At 71.1% G+C, this 19,003-nt stretch carries 24 protein-coding genes; 3 read left to right on the top strand and 21 right to left on the bottom strand.

Features of this window, described 5'->3' with window-relative positions:
* Window positions 1–55: 55 nt before the first annotated feature.
* From ACIA8N_RS34700 to ACIA8N_RS34635, 14 genes are all read right to left on the bottom strand, one after another.
* Entirely contained in the window at window positions 56–319 is a 264-nt protein-coding gene (locus ACIA8N_RS34700) for a hypothetical protein (RefSeq protein WP_030213919.1), read from the bottom strand.
* Window positions 306–545, bottom strand: coding sequence for a hypothetical protein (locus ACIA8N_RS34695; protein WP_365784130.1), 240 nt, complete (start codon window positions 543–545; stop codon window positions 306–308). The genes ACIA8N_RS34700 and ACIA8N_RS34695 overlap by 14 nt, the downstream gene beginning before the upstream one ends.
* A gap of 21 nt (window positions 546–566) precedes the next feature.
* The gene (locus ACIA8N_RS34690) at window positions 567–1,478 is read right to left on the bottom strand and encodes a peptidoglycan-binding protein (RefSeq protein ID WP_365784132.1); all 912 of its coding nucleotides are present in this window, start codon (window positions 1,476–1,478) and stop codon (window positions 567–569) included.
* A gap of 98 nt (window positions 1,479–1,576) precedes the next feature.
* Window positions 1,577–1,999, bottom strand: a complete 423-nt coding sequence (locus ACIA8N_RS34685; RefSeq protein ID WP_365784134.1) for an ATP-binding protein — start codon at window positions 1,997–1,999, stop codon at window positions 1,577–1,579.
* Between the two features lie 19 nt (window positions 2,000–2,018).
* Window positions 2,019–2,594: a hypothetical protein gene (locus ACIA8N_RS34680; protein WP_365784136.1), complete on the bottom strand. Its 576-nt coding sequence runs from the start codon at window positions 2,592–2,594 to the stop codon at window positions 2,019–2,021.
* On the bottom strand, window positions 2,594–3,706 hold the full coding sequence (locus ACIA8N_RS34675) for a hypothetical protein (protein ID WP_365784138.1): 1,113 nt from the start codon (window positions 3,704–3,706) through the stop codon (window positions 2,594–2,596). The genes ACIA8N_RS34680 and ACIA8N_RS34675 overlap by 1 nt, the downstream gene beginning before the upstream one ends.
* A gap of 12 nt (window positions 3,707–3,718) precedes the next feature.
* Window positions 3,719–4,852 carry a hypothetical protein gene (locus ACIA8N_RS34670; protein WP_365784140.1) on the bottom strand — a complete coding sequence of 378 codons (1,134 nt, stop codon included), beginning with the start codon at window positions 4,850–4,852 and terminating at the stop codon, window positions 3,719–3,721.
* A 33-nt stretch (window positions 4,853–4,885) separates the two neighbouring features.
* Window positions 4,886–6,079 (bottom strand): hypothetical protein, encoded by a 1,194-nt coding sequence (locus ACIA8N_RS34665; RefSeq protein WP_365784142.1) that lies wholly within the window; start codon window positions 6,077–6,079, stop codon window positions 4,886–4,888.
* A 49-nt stretch (window positions 6,080–6,128) separates the two neighbouring features.
* Window positions 6,129–7,322, bottom strand: coding sequence for a hypothetical protein (locus ACIA8N_RS34660; RefSeq protein ID WP_365784143.1), 1,194 nt, complete (start codon window positions 7,320–7,322; stop codon window positions 6,129–6,131).
* Window positions 7,323–7,461: 139 nt separating this feature from the next.
* Window positions 7,462–8,385 carry a phage distal tail protein gene (locus ACIA8N_RS34655; RefSeq protein ID WP_365784145.1) on the bottom strand — a complete coding sequence of 308 codons (924 nt, stop codon included), beginning with the start codon at window positions 8,383–8,385 and terminating at the stop codon, window positions 7,462–7,464.
* 146 nt (window positions 8,386–8,531) lie between these two features.
* Window positions 8,532–9,788, bottom strand: coding sequence for a tape-measure protein (locus ACIA8N_RS34650; protein WP_365784147.1), 1,257 nt, complete (start codon window positions 9,786–9,788; stop codon window positions 8,532–8,534).
* A complete protein-coding gene (locus ACIA8N_RS34645) occupies window positions 9,785–10,996 on the bottom strand; it encodes a phage tail protein (RefSeq protein ID WP_365784149.1) in 1,212 nt (403 codons plus the stop codon). The genes ACIA8N_RS34650 and ACIA8N_RS34645 overlap by 4 nt, the downstream gene beginning before the upstream one ends.
* 29 nt (window positions 10,997–11,025) lie before the next feature.
* Window positions 11,026–11,973 (bottom strand): hypothetical protein, encoded by a 948-nt coding sequence (locus ACIA8N_RS34640; protein WP_365784151.1) that lies wholly within the window; start codon window positions 11,971–11,973, stop codon window positions 11,026–11,028.
* 93 nt (window positions 11,974–12,066) lie between these two features.
* Window positions 12,067–12,279: a hypothetical protein gene (locus ACIA8N_RS34635; RefSeq protein WP_365784153.1), complete on the bottom strand. Its 213-nt coding sequence runs from the start codon at window positions 12,277–12,279 to the stop codon at window positions 12,067–12,069.
* Window positions 12,280–12,584: 305 nt separating this feature from the next.
* Here ACIA8N_RS34635 and ACIA8N_RS34630 point away from each other — a divergent pair, with 305 nt between their 5' ends.
* Entirely contained in the window at window positions 12,585–13,394 is an 810-nt protein-coding gene (locus tag ACIA8N_RS34630; protein WP_365784155.1) for a hypothetical protein, read from the top strand.
* 55 nt (window positions 13,395–13,449) lie between these two features.
* Here ACIA8N_RS34630 and ACIA8N_RS34625 read toward each other — a convergent pair whose 3' ends face one another.
* From ACIA8N_RS34625 to ACIA8N_RS34610, 4 genes are all read right to left on the bottom strand, one after another.
* On the bottom strand, window positions 13,450–13,650 hold the full coding sequence (locus tag ACIA8N_RS34625) for a hypothetical protein (protein ID WP_365784157.1): 201 nt from the start codon (window positions 13,648–13,650) through the stop codon (window positions 13,450–13,452).
* A gap of 215 nt (window positions 13,651–13,865) precedes the next feature.
* Window positions 13,866–14,156, bottom strand: a complete 291-nt coding sequence (locus ACIA8N_RS34620) for a hypothetical protein (RefSeq protein ID WP_030213969.1) — start codon at window positions 14,154–14,156, stop codon at window positions 13,866–13,868.
* Between the two features lie 97 nt (window positions 14,157–14,253).
* Window positions 14,254–14,865: a phage tail protein gene (locus ACIA8N_RS34615; RefSeq protein ID WP_365784159.1), complete on the bottom strand. Its 612-nt coding sequence runs from the start codon at window positions 14,863–14,865 to the stop codon at window positions 14,254–14,256.
* Between the two features lie 151 nt (window positions 14,866–15,016).
* Window positions 15,017–15,427, bottom strand: coding sequence for a hypothetical protein (locus tag ACIA8N_RS34610; protein WP_365784161.1), 411 nt, complete (start codon window positions 15,425–15,427; stop codon window positions 15,017–15,019).
* Window positions 15,428–15,796: 369 nt separating this feature from the next.
* On the opposite strand from ACIA8N_RS34610, the gene ACIA8N_RS34605 reads away from it, so the two are divergent.
* Window positions 15,797–16,624 carry a hypothetical protein gene (locus ACIA8N_RS34605; protein ID WP_365784163.1) on the top strand — a complete coding sequence of 276 codons (828 nt, stop codon included), beginning with the start codon at window positions 15,797–15,799 and terminating at the stop codon, window positions 16,622–16,624.
* A 50-nt stretch (window positions 16,625–16,674) separates the two neighbouring features.
* On the opposite strand, the gene ACIA8N_RS34600 is transcribed toward ACIA8N_RS34605, so the two are convergent.
* From ACIA8N_RS34600 to ACIA8N_RS34590, 3 genes are read right to left on the bottom strand one after another with little or no spacing between them, the layout of a single operon-like run.
* Complete coding sequence (locus ACIA8N_RS34600) at window positions 16,675–16,908, bottom strand: hypothetical protein (protein ID WP_365784165.1); 234 nt, start codon at window positions 16,906–16,908, stop codon at window positions 16,675–16,677.
* The gene (locus tag ACIA8N_RS34595) at window positions 16,902–17,741 is read right to left on the bottom strand and encodes a hypothetical protein (protein WP_399416881.1); all 840 of its coding nucleotides are present in this window, start codon (window positions 17,739–17,741) and stop codon (window positions 16,902–16,904) included. The genes ACIA8N_RS34600 and ACIA8N_RS34595 overlap by 7 nt, the downstream gene beginning before the upstream one ends.
* Window positions 17,734–18,009: a WhiB family transcriptional regulator gene (locus tag ACIA8N_RS34590; RefSeq protein WP_030213987.1), complete on the bottom strand. Its 276-nt coding sequence runs from the start codon at window positions 18,007–18,009 to the stop codon at window positions 17,734–17,736. The genes ACIA8N_RS34595 and ACIA8N_RS34590 overlap by 8 nt, the downstream gene beginning before the upstream one ends.
* Before the next feature lie 252 nt (window positions 18,010–18,261).
* Between ACIA8N_RS34590 and ACIA8N_RS34585 the strand changes: the two genes are divergently transcribed.
* Window positions 18,262–18,711, top strand: a complete 450-nt coding sequence (locus ACIA8N_RS34585; protein ID WP_030213988.1) for a helix-turn-helix transcriptional regulator — start codon at window positions 18,262–18,264, stop codon at window positions 18,709–18,711.
* Window positions 18,712–19,003: the final 292 nt, after the last annotated feature.

The following is a 19,003-nucleotide window of genomic DNA, read 5'->3' as shown; positions in this document are numbered from 1 at the left end:
GCGGTCACCCCGGAAACGGGGTGGCCGCCCTTCGGCGTTCGCTCCCCCGGAGGGGTTATCTGGCGGCCAGCTCCCACACCGCGACGAGCGCTCCGGCGCTCGCGGCGAGCGCCACGATGCTGGTCAGCGGCCAGCGGGCGCGTTCGAGGCCGTCGAGGCGGGCCTCGTGGTCGGCGAGCTGCCGGTCGGTCTGGTCGCTGCGCTGGACGAGCAGCGCGAGCGCGCCGTCGACGCGGGCGAAGCCGGCTTCCAGAGTGCCGCGGAGCCGTTCCAGTTCGAGGGCGACGGCCACGGGATCGTTCGGGTCAGGCTCGGTCATCGGCACCGCCCCGGGCAGGGGTGCTGCGGAGCCAGGACGGCAGCAGGCGCTGCGCCGCGTCCAGTGCCATCACCCGGGTGAGACCGCCGGCGACGGCGAGCGCCCCGGCGACCCACGGGAGGGTCGCGGGGATGCCGGAGGCGTCGACGATCGCGGGGAGGACGACGGCGATGCCGACGGCGGACTGGAGGACGGTACGGGCCGTGCGCTTGGCGGCATCGGACATCGGTGTGCTCCTCGGTGGTGGTTACTTCGTGTACGGGACCTTCAGGGCGCTCCAGGAGGCGGCGCCGGGGATGCCGTCGGCGTCGGAGCCGCGGAAGCCGAGCTTGCGCTGCCACCTGGCGTAGCTGAGCCGGTCGGCCTCGCTCCAGCGGGGGCCGGGGCCGACGGCGTACGCGGAGCAGCCCTCGGCGACGAGCCGGCGGCCCATGGCCGTGACGACCGGGGAGCTCGTCTCCTTGCGGAAGAACGAGGAGCCCGGGAACGGCTGGAGGCGGGGCGGGGCCGGCTTCGTGCTGCCGGGGGTGGTCTTGGCGGGGTCCTTGCCGAGCCGGGTCTGCACGCGGGTCCGCATCGTCGGCATCGCGAACCCCTTGGGGTCGGACTTCCAGTCGGACCACTCCAGGTGGCCGATGACGGACTTGGCGCCCCAGCCGTGGGCCCGGCAGAGGGCGGCGGAGACCCGTTCGATGGCGTCGAGCTGGGCGGTCGGCCAGGGGTCGGTGCCGTTGCCGAGGTTGACGCACTCGAAGCCGTAGAAGCGGGAGTTGCCGTCGACGGCGCCGGGGCTGCCCTGGTGGACGCGGGGCGCCGGGGGCCGGTCCCCGTACGTCTCGGTGATGACGGCCTGGAGGACGGAGGGGTCGCCGCCGCCGGCGTGGTTGGCGCGGCCGTTGCCGACGAGGTGGACCGTGCCGTCCTTGGCGATGACGCCGTGGCAGAGCGGTCCCGGCAGTCCCTCGTAGCCGTTGAAGCAGAGTTCGACGGAGTTGGCGGTGCCGGAGCTGACGGTGTGGTGGATCATCACGCCGGTGACCGGGCCCCAGGCGCCGGCGTGGTTGCGGTGGTGGGTGCGCCAGCCGGGGTGTTCGACGACGGTGACGCCTTCGGCGCGGAGCGCGGCGACGAGCCGGTCCGCGGGGAGGGGAGTGGCCATCGGGTGTCCTCCAGACATGCGGGAGCCCCGGCCTTGGGGGGGCGCGGGGCGGGCGTACGGGTGGGGCGGGGATGCGCTCGGGGGTGCGTGCCGGGGGCTTACGGGGCGGGCTCGGGCTCCGGGGTGGGCTCGGGCTCCGGGGTGGGCTCGGGCTCCGGTGCCGGGGCCCAGGTCGCGCACAGGTCGGCGTAGGCGGAGCGGCGGGCCTCGAAGTCGGCGAGCGCGGCGGCGACGGCGCGCTGGACGGCGGTCGGGTCGGGCACGGCCGGGACGCCGTCCTTCGCCTCGACGACGGCGAGACCGTAGCCGCGGAGGGTGGCGTCACCCCCGCTGCCGGTCTTGGAGAACTCGGCGGTGACCTGCACCGACGGGTACTGGCCGGTGAACGGGTCACGTTCCAGGGTGTAGCCGAGGCTGTTGTCGAAGACGCGTACGGAGAGGGTGTGGCCGTTCTCCACGACGGTGGCCCGGCCGGCGTAGTCGATGGCCACGCCCCAGGGCAGGGTGGGGTCGATGTTCACGTGTGTGCTCCTCGCTGGCTCAGGTCTGGGTGCCGTACATGCTGACGGGCTGGGCGTATACCGTGCCGGTGCCGCTGGCGATCCTGGCGTGGATCTCGACCGTCATCACCTTGCCGAACTTGGTCGGCAGGTCGACCGGCAGCAGACCGGTGTAATCGAAGGTCTGTCCGGCAGTGACGGTCGGGCCGAACTGCACGCCGTCGACCATGACCTTCACCTGCCCGGTCGCGCCGCTGGACACCTTCGTGTACATCGCGAGACGCATCTTGGGCTGCCAGACCGGGTTGAAGGACTGGGCGATGGCGGTGAAGGCCGTGCCTGTGGTGGACGGCCACTTCGCTTCCTTCAGGTGGTCCACCGGCGGCATCAGCTGCAGCCACGGCCTGGCGAGGCCGCCGGTCACCAGGTCGTCGGCGAACAGCTCGTGTTCGTGGGCGTCGAAAACCCGAAGGACCGGTTTGGTGGGCTTCGACTTCTCGGGGTCGGGACGGATCTCGTTGAAGAGGGGACGGGTGTTGACCGCTGTGGACAGGGCCTGGATCCGGCGCTCCATCTGGATCAGCCGGTCGATGATGTCCTCGGGCAGCAGTGCCATCAGGTCCTCTCAAGGGCGAGTTCGGCGGTGTCCGGACGGCCTCGCTCGGCCGGCCGGACCTTGACGCCGACGATGCGGTAGCGGGCGTCGAGGCCCGTCGGGTGCCACTCGTCGGTGATGCGGATGCGGGCGGTGCGGCCGAGGAGCGCCGGGGGGACGATGCCGCCGAGCCGGATGCTGATCTCGGGGATCTGCACATGGCCCGCGGCCTCGTTGACGGCGGCCTGGGCGAGCGAGTTCAGCGTGGCCTTGTCGCTGACGTCGTTGTGGTCCGAGGACAGGTCGAGCTGGGGCCACACGTCCGGGAGCGGATCCGTCGGCACGGCGATGTCGGACAGGGTCGGCCTGGACTCGGCGCCGCCGTTGCTGTTGGTCGAGGCGCCGCGCGCCAGGGCCTGGGTGCCGCCGCGGGTGGCGTCGTCCGGCAGTGAGTACGACAGGATCGTGCCGGGCCGGTCGAAGATCATGTCGGTGGCGCCGTTGCTGATGGGCGAGCCGAGCCGGAGTTCGCGGACGCGCTTGCTGTCCTCCGGGTCGCGGTAGACGAGGACCTGGTACTCGAAGCCATTGTTCTGGGATCCGAGCTGGTCGAGGGCCTCCTGGTAGACGGTCTCGTCGCCGTGCCGCCAGGAGACCGTCCGCATGACGCCGGACAGCACGGTCTCGTCGCCCTCGTCGATCCTGCTCTCGCCCAGGCCGTCCGACAGGCTCTTCCAGAGCTCGCGGGCGATGACGTACTGGTCGGTCGGCTGGGTGAACCGGGTCTCGAAGTCGTCCGTGCGGATGCGTCGTCGGGCCGCGTACGAGTCGAAGGTGGAGGCCTGGATGCCCAGGGTCACCACGCCCCGGTCGCTGCTCTGCAGGTTGGTGGTCCAGACGATGCCGCCCCACCACAGGTCTCCGCCGCGCTCCAGGTAGACCGTGGTGCGTCCCGGCTTGATCTTGTGGGCCCGCTCGGCGAGGGCGCGGTCGGGGATGGGGATGGTGCCGGACAGGGAGCCGGCCCGGCCGATGTAGTCCTCGAACGAGACGTCCCGCAGCGGCAGGATGTCGAGGGCCGTGTCGCTCATGAGGTCGCAGAAGATGGCCCGGTAGGGCGTGTCGAGTGCCATGGGACAGCCCCCTTACAGGACGTAGGTCGCGGCGAGGCGGATGTTCCGGCCGGCGACGAGGGCGCCGTTGGACGACCAGGTGCGCAGGCTGACCTGGCCGGAAGGCCCGATGTAGCCGCCGCCGTTGCCGAAGCCGTCGCAGGCGGAGGTCTCGTAGTCCATGGCCGGGCGCCATCCGGCGGGCAGGGTGCACAGCCCCTCGTCGTTGAAGTTGCCCGCGCCGTCGACGTTGATGGTGGCGCCGTTGCGGGTGACGGTGATGAGGACGGTGGCCAGGCCCCGGGAGCGGCGGCCGGAGAAGGCCACCACCGTCCAGCCGCTCAGCGCGGTCGCGCCGCTCGTGGTGGTCTCCACCTCGACCGGCGGCTGGTAGTTGGTCCAGGTGGTGCCGTTCCAGCGCTGGAGGGTCCCGGCGTTGTCGCGGAACTGGCCGGTGTAGCTGCCGGTGGTGAGCGTTCCGCTGGGGACGACGCCGCCGATCTCCTTCGGGTACGCGACCCAGCCGTTGCCGTCCCAGCGCTGGAGATAGTGGGCGTTGTCGTTGTCCTGGTATTGGCCGGGGTACGAACCGGGCACACCGGCGTTGTTGTAGACGGGCAGGATGCCGCCCAGGCCGACGACCGTGGTCCGCAGGTCGGTGACGGCCGTGGCCCAGGCGATGCCGCCGGTGCCGGCCGAGGTCTGCTTCTCCACCCTGACCGAGAAGAGGGGGAGGGAGAGCGCGGGTGCGCCAGGAGCGGTCGGCACCGCCTTCGGCTCGCCCTTGATGACCTCCAGGGCGGCTTCGCTCCTGGTCTGGTTGTCGAACTCGTCGTCGTACACGCGCAGGACGACGAGGTCGATGCGCGGGTTGACCGGATCGCCGTCGCCGAAGCTGAGGACGGTGTCCGCGTCGAGGGTGACGGGGTAGGCACCCTGGATGTTGGGGCCCTGGACGACGGCGCGCCCGGCGTAGACGGTCGCGCTCATGGGGCCGCTGCCGCTCATCCAGAGGCCGCCGACCCGGTACTTGCCGTCGGCCGTGCCGGGCAGGACGCCCGAACGCGAGGCGAGCGGGTTGACCGGGGTGGTCGCGCCGAGGGCGGTGAGGCGGGTGGTGACTCGGGTCTGCCCGGTCGGGGGGAGCCAGCCGCTGCGCAGTGCCATGGTTTTCTCCTGTCGGTGGGGGTTGGATCCGGGCTACGGCAGCGGGTCGACCCTGATGAACGTGTTGTCGAAACCGGCCTTGAGGACGGTGGGGGCGGCGGAGACGACCTTGAAGAAGGCCGTGAGCGTGTACGTCGCGCCCGCGGTCAGGCCCGACTGACGGGTCATGGTGGACACCGAGACCATGTGCTCGCTGGCGGCGAGCGCCGCGTAGTCGTCCTCGAGGTCGCTGATGACCGTGTTGCCCTGGGTGAGCTTGAGCGCCATGAACGCGTAGTGGTCGGCGCTCGTCGACCGCAGCTTGCAGCCGAAGCTGATGATCACGGCCCTCGACGGCGGTGCGACGAAGGACAGCGTGAGCGGGTTGGTGATGCGGCCCGCGAGCGTCGAGGTGTACGTGGTCGACGTGGTGTCGCCGTAGTCGCGGTTGTCGACGAAGTACGGGCCCGCCACGACCGGGATCCACTCGGAGCCGTTCCAGCGCTGGAGCTTGCCGCTCGTCGAGTCGCGGTACTGGCCCGTGTAGCTGGCCGGCGTGGTGGACGCTGAGGACGGGATGATGCCGCCGAGCGCCGCCGGGTACGACACCCAGGCGCCGCCGTCCCAGCGCTGGAGCGCGCTGCCGGTGTCCTGGTACTGGCCGGGGTAGGCGCCCGGCAGGGACGCACCCTCGACCGGGAGGATGCCGCCGAGGGAGACGACCGGGGTGCGCAGGTCCTTCAGCGAGCTGGCCCAGGGGATGCCGCCGTTGCCCGCGCTGGCACCGGCGGGTACCAGCACCTCGTACAGGGGGAGGCAGCGCGGCGGGACGACCGGGGCCTTCGGGGACTGCTCGGCCGCGCCCTGGATGATCTCGAGGACGGCTTCGGTGCGCGTTCCGCCGTCGTACAGCTTGTCGTGGACCCTCAGGACGAGCAGGTCGATGCGGTTGTACGTGGCGTTGCCCGGCGCGAAGGTCACGACCTCGGAGTTCGGCAGCGTCACCGGGAAGACGCCCTGGGAGATCTCGCCCTGGATGACGGCCCGGCCCTCGGAGACGGTCGCCGTCATGGCGGCGGACCCGAAGGTCCAGAAGCCGGAGAGCCGGTACCGGCCGTCGTACGAGCCGGGCAGGACGCCGGAGCGGACCTGGACGGGGTTGGTCATGGTGGTGACACCGGTCTGGGTGAGCCGGGTGTCCTCGCGGGTCTGGCCGGTCTCGGCGACCCAGCTGCTGCGCAGGTTCATGGGGTTTCTCCGTTCGAGAGGTCGGGGGACGGTTCAGCGGTCGGGGGCGTCAGGACCTGATCCATTCGGCGTCGAGGCTGCAGCCGTAGCCCGAGCCGCCGAGGGTCTTGATCGCCGCGGTGTGGTTGTGGAAGCCGGCGAGCTGGAGGGTCTGGCCGGCGACGAGCCTGACGATGCCGCTGCCGCCCACGGAGACGGCGCCGTTGCCGGCGGGGATGAGCCAGGTCATCCGGGACTGTCCGACGCCGGCGACCACGACGCGGGCGCCGCGCATTCCGGTCTGGGCCTCGTTGGCGAAGGTGGCGTGCGCGGAGACCCGCCACCAGCCGGTGCGCGGCACGACATAGGTGGTGTTCGAGGTCCAGCCGGCGGCGTCGTCGATCTCGACGGTGGGCAGGCTGAGCACGGTCCAGGTGTTGGGGGCGATGCTCTGTTGCTGGGCGGTCAGCCACTGCGTGGCGCTGAGCAGCAGGGTGGAGGCGCCCTCGACGTACTGCCAGGCGGTGCCGTTCCAGCGCTGCAGCCCGCCGCCGTTGTCCCGGTACTGGCCGGTGTAGCCGCCGGTGGTCGTGGTGCTCGGGGCGATGCCGCCGATGGCCTTCGGGTACGAGGCCCAGGTCGTGCCGTCCCAGCGCTGGAGGAGACCCGCCGTGTCGCGGTACTGGCCGACGTACGCGCCCTTGAAGCCGCTGGCGGGCAGGATGCCGCCGAGCGCGACGGCCGGCCAGTGCTGGGTGGTGACGGCGGTGGACCAGGCGATGCCGCCGGTGCCGGCCGAGGTGCCCTTCGGGACCCGGATCGTGTAGAGCGGGATCGTGCTGCCGGGACCGCTGAGCGGGACGGTGGGCGTGGCCGCGGGGGTGCCCTCGACGAGCCGCACGACCGCCTGGGTGTCGCCCGAACGGTCGTAGGTGTCGTCGAGCACGGCCAGTTCGATCAGGTCGATCCGGTCGTTCTGCGGATCGCCGTCCGTGAGCGTGAAGCTCTCCGGGGCGGTGACGGCGACGAGGTAGGCGCCCTGGGCGGTGTCGTCGCCCTGGACGATCGCGCGGCCGGTGCCGATGGTGGCCTGCATGGGCGCGCTGCCGGTCAGGACGAAACCGCCCGGGACGATGCCCGCGCGGGAGCGCAGCGGGGTCTCGTCGGGGCTCTGGCCGCTGGGGGTGAGCAGGGCGGCGAGGGTCAGGCGGGTGTCCTCGCGGGTCTGGCCGGTGGACTGGAGCCAAGCGGCGCGTACGGTCATGGGTCACCTCTCCGAAGGGGGTCGGGTCGGGGTGTCGGCGTGGGCCGGGTGGTTCGTGGGCTGGTGAGGTGGAACCGCCGGCCGCCGCCGCCCGAGGGCGAACGGCGGCCGGCGGCGGACGCGTGGCGCGTCCTGGGGGTCACCACTCGGCGCTGCGCCAGCGCACGGTCATCAGCGCGTCCTCGGTGCCCGCTTCCGGCCGGAAGGACAGGTCGGTGCGACCGGGATCGAGCACGAACAGCTCCTCCGGGGTGGAGTCGGCCATCGCGGTGTGCAGGCGGGAGGCGGAGTTGTTGAGCATGACCGTGCCCGCGCGCGTGTCGACGGTCAGTTCGTCGCCGGCGGTCAGGTCGATCGCGTACCGCAGCCGGCGCCTGCTGATCCGCTCGGTGACGGTCGGCATGGAGCACGGGCCGCGGAAGACGATGACCGGGTGGACCGGCGCCGAACCGGTGTTCTCGACGACGGCGTCACCGGTGCTCTTGGCCTGGCCCCAGGAGAGCGGCCAGGTCAGCGGCCAGGTGAGCCCCGACTCCGGCTGCGGGGGAGTGGTCGTCGCGGTCTGCTCGTTGACGACGTACCGGCGCGGGTCGGAGGCCAGCCACTGGACCGACATGCGGGAGCTGCCCTGGGTGGCGAAGCCCTGGTCGGCCGGGACCACGCGCTGCGCGATCCGGGCGCGGACGGTGAGCAGCTCGCCGTGCAGGCGGACGGTGAGCCACCGCTCCTCGTCGAGGAGGGCGAGCGACTGCCGCAGGGCGCGGACGGCGCCCGCGGTGCCGCCGTACTCGGGCATCAGCACGATCGTGCCGCCGACCTTGCGCGGCTTGGCGTACCGGGCGCCCGGCCAGGCGCCGTGGGAGGTGGGGCGGTCGGCGTCCGAGGAGTCGTACTCGGGCAGGTCCTCCCAGCCCGACAGGCCGGACTTGTCGACGGCGAAGGGGGTGCCGGGGCCTATGAGGAGCCCGGCCCACTGCATCTGCCCGTCCTGGGTGATGAGCGAGCCGGGCGCGAGGTCGGCGGTGTAGGAGTTTCCGGCGTACGTGGTCGTGGTCTCGGCCATGGGGCCGTCACCTCACTTGGGATGGGGTCGGCGGTGGGCGGTCAGCGGGGGCCGGCTGCGGCCGGCGGTCGGCGGTGGCGGCCGGGGCTTCGCTGCCGGCGGTCGGCGGCGGTGGCCGGGGCTTCACGGTCGGCCGCGGCCGGCGGTCAGCGGTGGGCGGTCGCGAGGAAGAGCAGGTCCTCGGCGGTCGACCGCGGACCGGCGCCGGGCTCCTCGTGGAACTCCCGGATGCGGTGCGGCCGCGGCAGCGGCTCGGTGAGGGCCGGGACGCGGCGGTTCTCCAGCTGGGAGAGCGAGTCGATCCGGTAGTCGTCCGCGGTGCCCGGGGAGACGATGCCGCCCTCGGCGAGCATGGGGAGCTTGTCGAGTTCGACGCCGAACTTCTTGCCGGTGAGGGGGATCTCGAAGCTGAGCTTGTTGAGCCCGTCGATGATCCAGTTGGCGAACGCGATGAGACCGTTGATCGGTCCCTTGACGACCCCGAGCACGGCGCTCAGCGCGCCCTTGATCAGGTCGCCGATGCCGCGCAGCGACTTGCTCACCGCGTCCTTGGCGGTCCGGAAGAAGCCGGGGATCTTGTCGGTGATCCAGTCGACCACCGGCCGTACGGCGCTCTTGATGCCGCCGATCGTGCGGGAGGCGATGCCGCGCAGCGCGTTGGTCGCCGAGCGGACGGCGGAACCGATCCTGGAGATCCCGCCGATGGCCGATCCGACGATCCTGAGCGCGGTCTTGAAGACGGTCAGGTACGCCTTGACGTACGTGCCGATGGCCGTGCCGAGGAGCTTCATGAAGGGCTGGATGAACTTCCAGACCGCCTGGAAGCCCTTCAGGGCCTGCTGGAAGACCTGCTTGATGATCCGCTGACCGGTCTCGGAGTTGACGGCCAGTTCGATGAGGTACGCGGCGACGGGCACGATCAGGCCGACGAGGAAGCCGAGCGGGTTGGCCCGCATGGCGACGTTGACGCCTGTCATGGCGACCGATGCGATGGTCATGACGGTGCCGAAGGTGCCCATCATCGTCGCGATGACGTCCGTGATGGGCAGCAGCGGCAGGAGGAGGCCGAGGACGACCCCGGCGCCGGTCCCGATCTTGCGGGCGGCGGTACGGGCCTTGCCGGCGGCGGTGCCGATCCGCTTGACGCCCGCGGGGGCGGTGGAGCGGCGGATCTTGGTCATGGCGGTGGCGGCGCCGGAGGCGTTCTGGGCGAGGGTGCGGAGGGGGGCGCCGGCGGTGCGGGCGGCGGTGGCGAGGCCGCCGATACCGCCCGCCGCCCGCTGGACGTTCTGCCGCAGGTTCTTCAGCGAGCTGCTCGCTCCGCCGAGCCCCTGCCGCAGGTTGCCCATCGGCGCGAGGGCCACGCGGAAGTTGGGCGCGACACGCAGGGCTACGGCACTCATGCCCTGGCTCCACGCGCCTTCACGAGGTACATGAGCGCCGCGGCGGTGGTGTGCGGGTCACTGTTGCGGGCCGCGTGGTAGTGCTCGATGTGCAGCCCGGTGCCGGTGCCCGCGCCCTGGTGTCCGCCCTGCGCCAGGCGGGCGCGGCGGGCGGTGGTGGCGAGCAGCCGGTCCAGCTTGGAGAGCGGGAGGACGGCCTCGGCCTCGCCGGCCTCGGCGAGGATCGCCGGGACACCGCCGGTGCGCGGCATGACGACACCGCCGGTGGCGAGCATGGGGATGGTCGGCAGGTTGACGCCGAAGGTCTTGCCGCCGACGACGGGGACCCAGCCGGGGACGCTGACCTTGACGCGGTTGAGGCTGCCGATCATCGAGTTGATGAGGCTGATGACGGCGTTGATGGGGCCCTTCACGCCGCTCTTGATGCCCTCGAACGCCCGGGACGCGATGTCCTTGAGGCCGTTCCAGACGGACGACATCTTGTCCTTGACGGCGCTGAAGGCCTTCGGGATGGCGCTCTTGATCCAGTTGACGACCGGCGTGATGACGGCCTTGATGCCGTTCCACACCGAGCTGATGACGCTCTTGATGGCCTTCATCACCGTGGTGATGACCGTCTTCCAGATCTTCACGTACGTCTTGATGACGGTCGCGACGGCCTTGACGACGGTGGAGATGGCCTTCTTGATGCCGTTCCAGACCGACTTGATCAGACTGCCGGCCTTCTTCATGATCGGCCCGACGGCCTTCATCACCGAGCTGATCACGGTCTTGATGGCGCTGAACGCCTTCTTCAGGACCGTCTGCATCGTCTTCGAGCGAAGCGCCATGTCGACGATCGTCTCGATGAGCGGCATGAAGAGTTCGAGCAGGCGGACGAGGAAGTTGCCCTTCATGGACTTGTTGAGCTTGTCCTGGCCCTTGGCGGCCTTGCCGGCGCCGGACTCGTACTTGGAGAGCTTGCCGCCGGCCGACTGAGCGGTGTCGCCGGCCTTCTTCATGGCGCGCTCGGCCTGGTCGGACGCGGTCTTGAGGTTCTTGAGCTGGGTGGTGGAGCCCTGGGCGTTGGTACGGAGCGTCTTGAGCTGCCCGGACGCGGACTTGCCGGCGTCGCCGACCTTCTTGACCGAGGTGCCGGCACCGGACGCCTGGGTCTTGAGGGCGCGCAGCGAGTCGGACGACTTCTTGAGGGAACTGACGAGAGACATGGGTTACCTCCTTTCGGGGTGGGTGGGGATCAGGCGAGGGCCCTGGCGGCGAGAAGCGCCTCGTCCTTGAGCTTCTGGAACGAGGTCTTCAGCTCATCGACGGTCCTGCCGAGGTTCCGGGTCTCGGTTCGGGTGTTCTGGAGGTCCTGGGGGATCTTGCCGGGCTTGAAGTCCTCCATGGCCTTCTTGAGGTCATCGACCTTCGTGGCCATCGTCCCGACGTCCGAGATGGTGATCCTGTCGAGAGCGTCGGCGATGGCCTCGATCCCCTTGGCCGAGCTCTTGATCGCGCGGGCCGAAGGCATCTTGTTGAACTTGGTGCGGAACCCCCCGGCCTTGCGGTTGAAGACCGTGATCTTCTCGCTCAGCTTCTCGAGTTCCTCGCGGACGCCGCGGAGGCTGTCCTCGCTCGGGATGGCGCCGATTCCGCCGCCGTTGAAGACCCTTGTCTCCCGGTCGTTGATGGCCTGGACGTCCTGCCGGCTCCACGTGCCTGCCTCGTTACGGGCGTACGCCTGTCCGCTGAAGACCTTCGACTGGAGAAAGCGGGACCAGTCGGTGAACTTGGAGACAAGGAGCAGGCCGATGGCCGGGATGGCGAGGCCCACGAAGGCGGCGACGAAGTAGGTCCACCAGTTGCCCTTCCCCTCGTAGATCTTCTCGACGCCGGCCGCCACGCCATCGAGACCAGCGGCTTCGAGCCACTCCGTCAGCGGGGCCTTCACGACCTCCTCGTGGATGTCGGCGATCTGCTTGACGAACGGCGCCGCCTTCTCCTCTGTGAGGATCTTGGGTGTATCGCCGATGAGGGACTTCTTGAGCTTGGAGACCATCGCTCTGCCGTCTTCGACGAACGGCTCCTTCTCCTTGGTCTCCTCTTTCGTGTTTTCGACCATGTACTTGACCTCGTGGTTGGCCTCATCGACAAGGGCCTTCTTGAGGTCGGCGATCAGGTTGGGGATGTCTGGTTCTGCCATGATTTGCTCCGCTTCCGGCCCGTGAGGGCCAAGCGCCGAAAAGCCCCTGCCGGTTTCGGCAAGGGCTTGTTCGTCTGGGGCAGCGGGTGGTGGCTAGGCGTCCTCTTCCCGGTGGGGTCCGCGGTGCGTCGTCGCGAGCGCGTCGTTCCAGCCGGCCGCGTACGCGACGGTCTCGCAGCGGGAGACCTCGGCGTACAGCGTGCCGAGCAACGCTCTCTTGTCGAGGGCGACGGGTCCGTCGAGGAGCTGGCGGAGGCGGTCCTGGAGTGGGATGTGCGGTCGCGATGCCTCGGCCTGCTGAGTCATGGACGCCTGCCTTCCGGTTGCTTGCCCGTGCGTGTGTGGCGGCGCCGCGGAGTGAGGAGCGGGGGCACCACGTGTTCGAACTGCTGTGCGAACAGAGTGTGGAACACCTGTTCGGTGTTTGTCGAGCGGGAAACCTCTGACGGCGTGTCTTCTGGCTGAAATCCCGAACGTGTTGGCGGCTGATCGGAGCTTCTGTTCGACCGGGTAACCTGGAGGACGCGTTCCCCGGGACCGACCACTCCGGAGGGGCGAGGGGCGCGAGGGGCGCGCGGGGACCCCAGGGGGCTGGAAGGCAGTACTGACGCATGGACACGGAGCCGGGAGCGAACCCACGGGAGCGCGTAGTCGACTGGCTCGCGACCCATCCCGATCTGCCCCACCTCTTCGCCCGTCTCTCCGAGCTCGTGCACGTCCATGGGCACGCCCCCGAGGACCTCGTCGTGATCCCCCGGAGCGAGGTGGACCGTCGCGAGACGACCGCCTTCACCTCCGGCTGGGCCGAGGCCGTGTCGGACGAACTCCCGCGCATACGGCGGGAGTACGAGAAGCGCGTCGCGGACGCCTACGCGCAGGGCCAGGGTGACGCGCGTGGAATCCGCCGCCCCCAGCGCCGCATGGACGGCGGCCAGGACGGCGCCCGGGTCATCACGCTGCCCTTCGCCCGTCTCCTCGAACCGCCGGCCGCGGTCGTCGAGGCCGAGGAGCGCGTACGCAGGGAACGTGAGCTGTTCGAACAGCGGCCCGAACCCGAGCGGGAGCCCGCGCCGGTCGCTCCCGCCTCCGCACCGGACTCCGAACCCGAGCCCGCGCACCGGAGGGAACCAGGGCCGGAGTCGGAGCCCGACGTCCTCGTCACCGCACAGGAGAGCCGTACCCGCAGGAACGGCCAGCCGGTACGGAAGGTCGTCCGCGGCAAGGGCGGACGCCCGATCGTCCCGCCGCTGGCCGGCGTACCCGCACAGGCCACGACCGGGAGCGAGCGCCGGGCCGCCGAGTCCGCCGGAGCGGAGCCGCGCGCGGGTCAGCCGCGCCGGCTCTCCGAACGGGCCAGGGCCCTGGAGCAGGACATGACCTCCGAGCGAGCACAGGAAGCGCCCCCGGAGTCCGCTCCCTGAGGGGAACGGCCTCCGGGGGCCGCGGGGATGTGGCCGGAACCTGCCCTTGCCGGCTTCAGCCGAAGAACCGGGCGAGCTGTCCGGGGGAGATCTCGGGGGTCTCCGCCTCGGGAGAGTCCCCGTCCTGTCCTTCGCCCTCCTCGTCCTCGTCCTTGACGCCCGGCCGGGGCACGGGCATCGGCGGATCCGGCTGGTCGCCGTCCTCGGACGCGTTGACGCACTGGAACATCCAGTTCGCGACGGCCAGGTGATCCACCGTCGCCGCGAGGAGGTGATCGGTGATCGACCACTCGGCGACCTCGCCGTGGAGCTCGCGCTGTAGGGCGCTGTCCCGCGGCAGATGCTTGATCAGTGTCAGGACGCGCCTGCTGGAGAGCTCCTCGCGGTGCCAGTCGAGGATGTCGACCCCGTAGTAGCGGATGAAGTCAGCCTCAAGGGCCTCGGCGTGTTCTTCGACGAACTCGACGAGGCTCAGTCTTCCCCCAGGCCGAGCCCCGTCTCCTTGCCGTAGGCCTCCAAGATGGCGGCGATGTCCTGCATGGTCACGTCGTGCTGCTCGAAGCGGTTGAACTGCTCCTCACCCATCAGGAGTGCGAGCAGGCCGTCCACGTCGTTGTCGTCGAGCTTGCGCAGCCCCTTGGCGGTGGCGCGGCTCAGCTCCGTCGGAAGGGTGTAGGACTCGCCGTCCAGCTCGAAGGACCACTTGCGGCCGTGGGCCTCCTGGCGCTGGGCGCGGGCGGCGTTGACGTCGAAACGGGCCATGGTGATGCGTACTCCTTGATTCGGGTGAAGGGAAGGAAGAAGGAGGAGAGGGCGGGGCGGGACGGCGGTCGGCCGTCCCGCCCCGGGTGGAGAGGGATCAGACGGCCGCGCCGTACTGGCTGTCCTTCATGAGGAAGGTCGCCAGCGGCTTGCCGTCGCCCTGCGACATGGCCGTGAAGGTCACGCCCAGCTGGGACGCGGCCTTACGGGCCAGCTTGATGTCGTCGGACGCGGTGACCTGGCCGCGCGGGATGATGAAGCGGTACGTGACCGCGGTGGTGCCACCGGCCTTGACGTCGGTGAACTCCAGGCCGAGGGCCCGAACGTCCGCGTACGGACGCTCGGCGATCTCGTACTTGAAGGTGTCCGTGGCCGCGGCCGGCTCGGCCTCGACCGTGCCGCCGCCCATGAAGAACGGCAGCGTCAGCTCGTTGAACTGGAGCATGGAGAACTTCAGCGAGAGGTCACGGCTGGAGTAGATGAAGTGCACCGGGGAGACCGACTGCCACGAGTCGATCGGCTCCAGCTTGTCCTTCTTGGCGAAGGTCACGCCGTCGCCGGTCGTGAAGCCGAGGTCCTTCCAGCCCGCGCCGGTCCAGTCGGCCGCCGCGTCGGCGCCGAAGGTGGCCGGGGCGGAGGCACCGGCGGCAGCCACGTAGAGCTTGCCGCTGCCGGCGACGCGGATCTCGGACGAGTTGTTTCCTGCCATGGTGGATTTCTCCTTGTGATGGGGTGAGGGCGCCGCCCGGGTGTGGACCCGGGTACGGCAAAGGCCCCGCCGGACGGCGAGGCCTGGTCTGGGGGACCGAGCGGGGTCCGAAGAGCGCTCGGAGGGCGTCCGGAGGACGCTGCGGAATCGCCTAGAAGACGGTGAGGGAGAGGCGGATGACGCAGAGGTAGCGGTTGGCGCCCCGGTAGAGGTAGTCGGGCAGCCAGCGCGGCCCGTCCTGCTCCTCCACGTCCTGGACGACGTTGTTGGCGCCGATCTGCTTGCCGATGGTGGCGAGCAGGCACCGCCGGGCCGCGTTGGCGAGGAGGTGGGCCGCGTTCTTGCTCGGCCCGTACACCTCGAACTCGATCAGCGGCATGTCGAGGTGCAGGTCGCCGATCCAGGCACCGCCGCGGCGGTTCACCAGGACCGCGCTCTGCGTGCCGTCGAAGCCGGCCGGCGCGTTGACCGCGATGGTCGCGCCGGCCAGGGCGGGGTCGGCCTTGAGGACGTCGACGACCAGCTTCTCGACGTCCGGGAAAGCACTCGGGGGAGTGGTCATGTCGGTTCTCCTCGGGAGAGGGGAGGGGCGGGATGGCCGGAAGGGGTGCCGTCCGGGGCGCTCCGGCGGGAGGGGGCGGGGCGCGGCAGCGCACCCGGACGGCGGACGGCGGAGCCGCTTCCCGTCCTGCGGGCGCAGCTCCGCCGCTGCACCAACTGTGACAGCGATCGTGCGCGCACGCAACTAGAACGGTGAGCGGATCCGTACCGACCCCACACGACGACCCTGGACCGGGAGGGCGGCACCCCGCGCCGACCCGCACGACGACCACGAACCGGGAGGAGCGGGACCCCCCCGAGCCGGAACCGCCCCGCCCGGAGGGCACCCGCCCCGATAGGTTGACCGCCACCGAACCGAGGGAGCCGCCCCGTGCCCGCCGACCGTCCCCGTCTGCTCTACGTGACCGACCTGACCTACCCGGCCAAGGGGCGGCGCTACGGCGACGAGGACGTCCACCTCACCGCCCGGCTGCGGGCCGACTTCGACCTCGCCCTCTGCCACCCGCTCGACGCCGCCGCCCTCATGCCGGGCTTCGACGCCGTCGTCGTCCGCAACAGCGGCCCCGTCCTCGGGTACCAGAAGGAGTACGAGGCCTTCCGCGAGCGCGCCCTCGCCCTCGGCACCCGCGTCTACAACCCGCTCCACGGGCGCGGCGACATGGCCGGCAAGCAGTACCTGCTCGACCTCACCGCCGCCGGGTACCCCGTCATCCCCACCGTCGACCGCCCCGAGGACCTCCACCGGCTGCCCGCCGCCCCCCAGTACGCGGTCAAGCCCGAGGCCGGGGCGGACTCCATAGGGCTGCGCTTCATGGCGTACGAGGAGCTCGCCGGGCTCACGTACGGCGGACTCCTCGTCCAGCCGCGCATCGACTTCCGCTACGAGGTCTCCTTCTACTTCGTCGACGACCTCTTCCAGTACGCCCTGTACGCCCCCGACCCCGAGCGCCGCTGGGTCCTGGAGCCGTACGAACCGACCGCGGACGACCTGGCCTTCGCCCGCCGCTTCATCGACTGGAACACCCTCGAACACGGCATCCAGCGCGTCGACGCCTGCCGCGCCCCGGAGGGCGGACTGCTCCTCGTCGAGCTGGAGGACCTCAACCCCTACCTCTCCCTCGACCGCGTCGCCGAGCCGGTGCGCGAGCGCTTCGCCGACACCCTGGCCCGCTCCCTCCACGCCTTCCTGGGGGCATGACGAAGCGCCCCGGTCCGGATCAGGACTCGGGGCGCTTCGGTGACGGACGATCAGACGGTGTGCGCGGTACGGCGGCGGGCCAGCCGTTCCGCCGCGAAGACGTCCTCCAGGCGGAAGAGCTGGGCGCGGCCCGCCTTGCCCGCGGCCCGCAGGTGGCCCAGCTGGACCCACTTGCGGATCGTCGCGGGGGCGACCCCCGCCTCCTCGGCGGCGAGCGGCCCGGGGATCAGCGCGGGCAGCGCGGGCAGGGACGGCATCGCGGGCATCGCGGGCGTGCTCAGCATGAGGTCTCCTTCGTGTCGTCCATCGCGGCTTCGATCTCCTCCGTACGGGTCCCCGAGGCCTCCGTCAGTTCGGCCCACGCGTCCTCCGGCCACAGGTGCCGGTACGAGGGGTCGTCCTGGCAGCCGCACGCCGCGTCCGTGCACACGCACGCCGGGTTCACGCAGAGCACCGCGCGCCGGTCGGGGAACGCCCGCAGCGAAACCGAGTCGCACCAGGGGCAGCGCCCCGAGACCCGGACGATCGTCTCCGAGTCGCCCAGGGTCCGGGCGCACCGGCGGGCCATGCGCCGGATCTCGTCCCGGACGTGCCGGGCGAGGACCGGGTGGGCGGCGACGGCGTCGAGCAGGCCGACGATCCGGCGCAGCCGCTCGATCACCCCGGCCCTGCGCGGGCGCGGCAGGGCGAGCCGGGCGCATACCGCCTCCTCCAGTTCCACCACGCCGTCGGTGATGTCCCGGATGGCGTCGGAGATGTGGAGCCGGATCGGGGCGGCGCCGTGCCCGGGTACCGAGAGGCCGTGCCGCTGTTCCAGGAGCAGCGCCTCGCGCCGCTCCTGGCGGATCAGCTCGTCGCGGCCGGGGTGCGGGGCGCTGGGGGCGGTCCCGGCGGGGGAGCGGCGGCCGGGCGCCAGCTCTTCGGAGAGCTCGGGGAACTGTCGTACGAGAGAGGCGGTCCAGAGGGCGATGTCCCGCAGCACGAGCTCGACGGCGGGACCGGCGGGACCTGTAGGACCGGCGGGACCCGTGGGACCGGCGGGGAGGGCGGGGCCGACGCCGCCGGAGTGGCCGGTGCCGTCGGGGTTCGTGCTGCTGCGGTCGGTGAGGTCAGCCACGGCGGCGCCCTCCCGCCTGCGCGACCGCCTTCGCGACGCGCTCCGAGTCCGCCGGGCGGCCGTTGCGCCACAGGCGGCCCGCGCAGACGCCGTCGAAGTAGCTCTCGGCCGGGGCGACGGCCGTCTCGCACTCGCGGCGGACGGGGCAGTCGGCGCAGGCGCGCAGCGCCGGGGCCGCGTCTTTGGGCCGGCGGGCGAAGACGACGGACGGGGAGAGGCCGGCGCACGCGGCGGAGGCCTGCCAGGGGGACGGGTCGGTCGGGAACAAGAGGTTTCTCCACGGGCCGGGGCCACCAGGGCGTCCATGGGGCCGGTGGGGCTTCTGGGGCTCAGGGGGCCGACGAGTGCGGCGAAGAGCAGCCTTACACGTTGCGTGCGAGCGCGCAACAAACTTGTGCGCAGGCTCCGACCAGGTCTTCATCGATTCGACACGATTGCGCGCCCGAAAGCACGTAATTCTGTGCGCGCAAGCACGCTAAGGTATGGAATCCGGAGGGTGGGGAGTGAGGGAGCGGTACACATGACCAGTCAAGGGCTCGACGAATTCGCGGGATGGGTCGAAGGCCTGATGAGAGCGCGGGGCTACGACATCGACAGCCCGCGCGGCGGTGGCAAGTCGCGGATCGCGGACGAGGCCGGCGTGCACCGCGCCGCCGTGACCCGACTGCTGCAGCGGCAGAGCATGCCGGACCTCGAGACCATGCGCAGGATCGCCCCGCTGCTCGGCGTCTCCGTCCGCGACATGCTCATCAGGTCCGGTCGCGTCACGCCGGAGGAACTTCCGATGGCGGCGGACCTGCTGCCACCGAACGACTGGCAGCCGTCGATGGAGGACTTCGCCCGCTGGCTGGGCGTGCCCGACGAGCGCATGGGCGTCTTCGTCAAGGTCGTGAACCAGTTCCTGGAGCCCGACGCGGAGGCGGAGCGGCCCGCGGAGGCCGCCGAGCCCCGCCGGACCGCCCGCGACTGACCCGCGACCGACCAGGGACGATCTTGTCCGGTCCCGGCCCTCGCGGCCGGGACCACGTGCGCGTGGGCATTTGTTTTGACCGGAGTCCATGCGATAGGTACGCTCAAGCCTTGTGCCTGGGGTGTGCCTGGGCTCGCGTGCGTGTCCTCAACCGCAAGGCGAGTCATATACCGGCCATCGCAATCCGCGCCCTTTCCGTCTTGTGCGGGGGGTCCGCGCGATTCGACACACCCGACCGCGTGGGTCGGTGGATGTTCCAGGTTAGTTTTACGACGGCACACAGAAACCGGAG

The organism is Streptomyces sp. NPDC051822 (genome assembly GCF_044452745.1).
GTDB lineage: Bacteria > Actinomycetota > Actinomycetes > Streptomycetales > Streptomycetaceae > Streptomyces.
Note: the sequence above shows the minus strand (reverse complement) of the source record. Positions and strands in the feature narration are given on the sequence as shown.

Coding starts and splice junctions, on each gene's coding strand:
- ACIA8N_RS34700 (WP_030213919.1), bottom strand. CDS start 319: ATGACCGAGCCTGACCCGAACGATCCCGTGGCCGTCGCCCTCGAACTG.
- ACIA8N_RS34695 (WP_365784130.1), bottom strand. CDS start 545: ATGTCCGATGCCGCCAAGCGCACGGCCCGTACCGTCCTCCAGTCCGCC.
- ACIA8N_RS34690 (WP_365784132.1), bottom strand. CDS start 1,478: ATGGCCACTCCCCTCCCCGCGGACCGGCTCGTCGCCGCGCTCCGCGCC.
- ACIA8N_RS34680 (WP_365784136.1), bottom strand. CDS start 2,594: ATGGCACTGCTGCCCGAGGACATCATCGACCGGCTGATCCAGATGGAG.
- ACIA8N_RS34675 (WP_365784138.1), bottom strand. CDS start 3,706: ATGGCACTCGACACGCCCTACCGGGCCATCTTCTGCGACCTCATGAGC.
- ACIA8N_RS34670 (WP_365784140.1), bottom strand. CDS start 4,852: ATGGCACTGCGCAGCGGCTGGCTCCCCCCGACCGGGCAGACCCGAGTC.
- ACIA8N_RS34665 (WP_365784142.1), bottom strand. CDS start 6,079: ATGAACCTGCGCAGCAGCTGGGTCGCCGAGACCGGCCAGACCCGCGAG.
- ACIA8N_RS34660 (WP_365784143.1), bottom strand. CDS start 7,322: ATGACCGTACGCGCCGCTTGGCTCCAGTCCACCGGCCAGACCCGCGAG.
- ACIA8N_RS34655 (WP_365784145.1), bottom strand. CDS start 8,385: ATGGCCGAGACCACGACCACGTACGCCGGAAACTCCTACACCGCCGAC.
- ACIA8N_RS34650 (WP_365784147.1), bottom strand. CDS start 9,788: ATGAGTGCCGTAGCCCTGCGTGTCGCGCCCAACTTCCGCGTGGCCCTC.
- ACIA8N_RS34645 (WP_365784149.1), bottom strand. CDS start 10,996: ATGTCTCTCGTCAGTTCCCTCAAGAAGTCGTCCGACTCGCTGCGCGCC.
- ACIA8N_RS34640 (WP_365784151.1), bottom strand. CDS start 11,973: ATGGCAGAACCAGACATCCCCAACCTGATCGCCGACCTCAAGAAGGCC.
- ACIA8N_RS34635 (WP_365784153.1), bottom strand. CDS start 12,279: ATGACTCAGCAGGCCGAGGCATCGCGACCGCACATCCCACTCCAGGAC.
- ACIA8N_RS34630 (WP_365784155.1), top strand. CDS start 12,585: ATGGACACGGAGCCGGGAGCGAACCCACGGGAGCGCGTAGTCGACTGG.
- ACIA8N_RS34620 (WP_030213969.1), bottom strand. CDS start 14,156: ATGGCCCGTTTCGACGTCAACGCCGCCCGCGCCCAGCGCCAGGAGGCC.
- ACIA8N_RS34615 (WP_365784159.1), bottom strand. CDS start 14,865: ATGGCAGGAAACAACTCGTCCGAGATCCGCGTCGCCGGCAGCGGCAAG.
- ACIA8N_RS34610 (WP_365784161.1), bottom strand. CDS start 15,427: ATGACCACTCCCCCGAGTGCTTTCCCGGACGTCGAGAAGCTGGTCGTC.
- ACIA8N_RS34600 (WP_365784165.1), bottom strand. CDS start 16,908: ATGCTGAGCACGCCCGCGATGCCCGCGATGCCGTCCCTGCCCGCGCTG.
- ACIA8N_RS34585 (WP_030213988.1), top strand. CDS start 18,262: ATGACCAGTCAAGGGCTCGACGAATTCGCGGGATGGGTCGAAGGCCTG.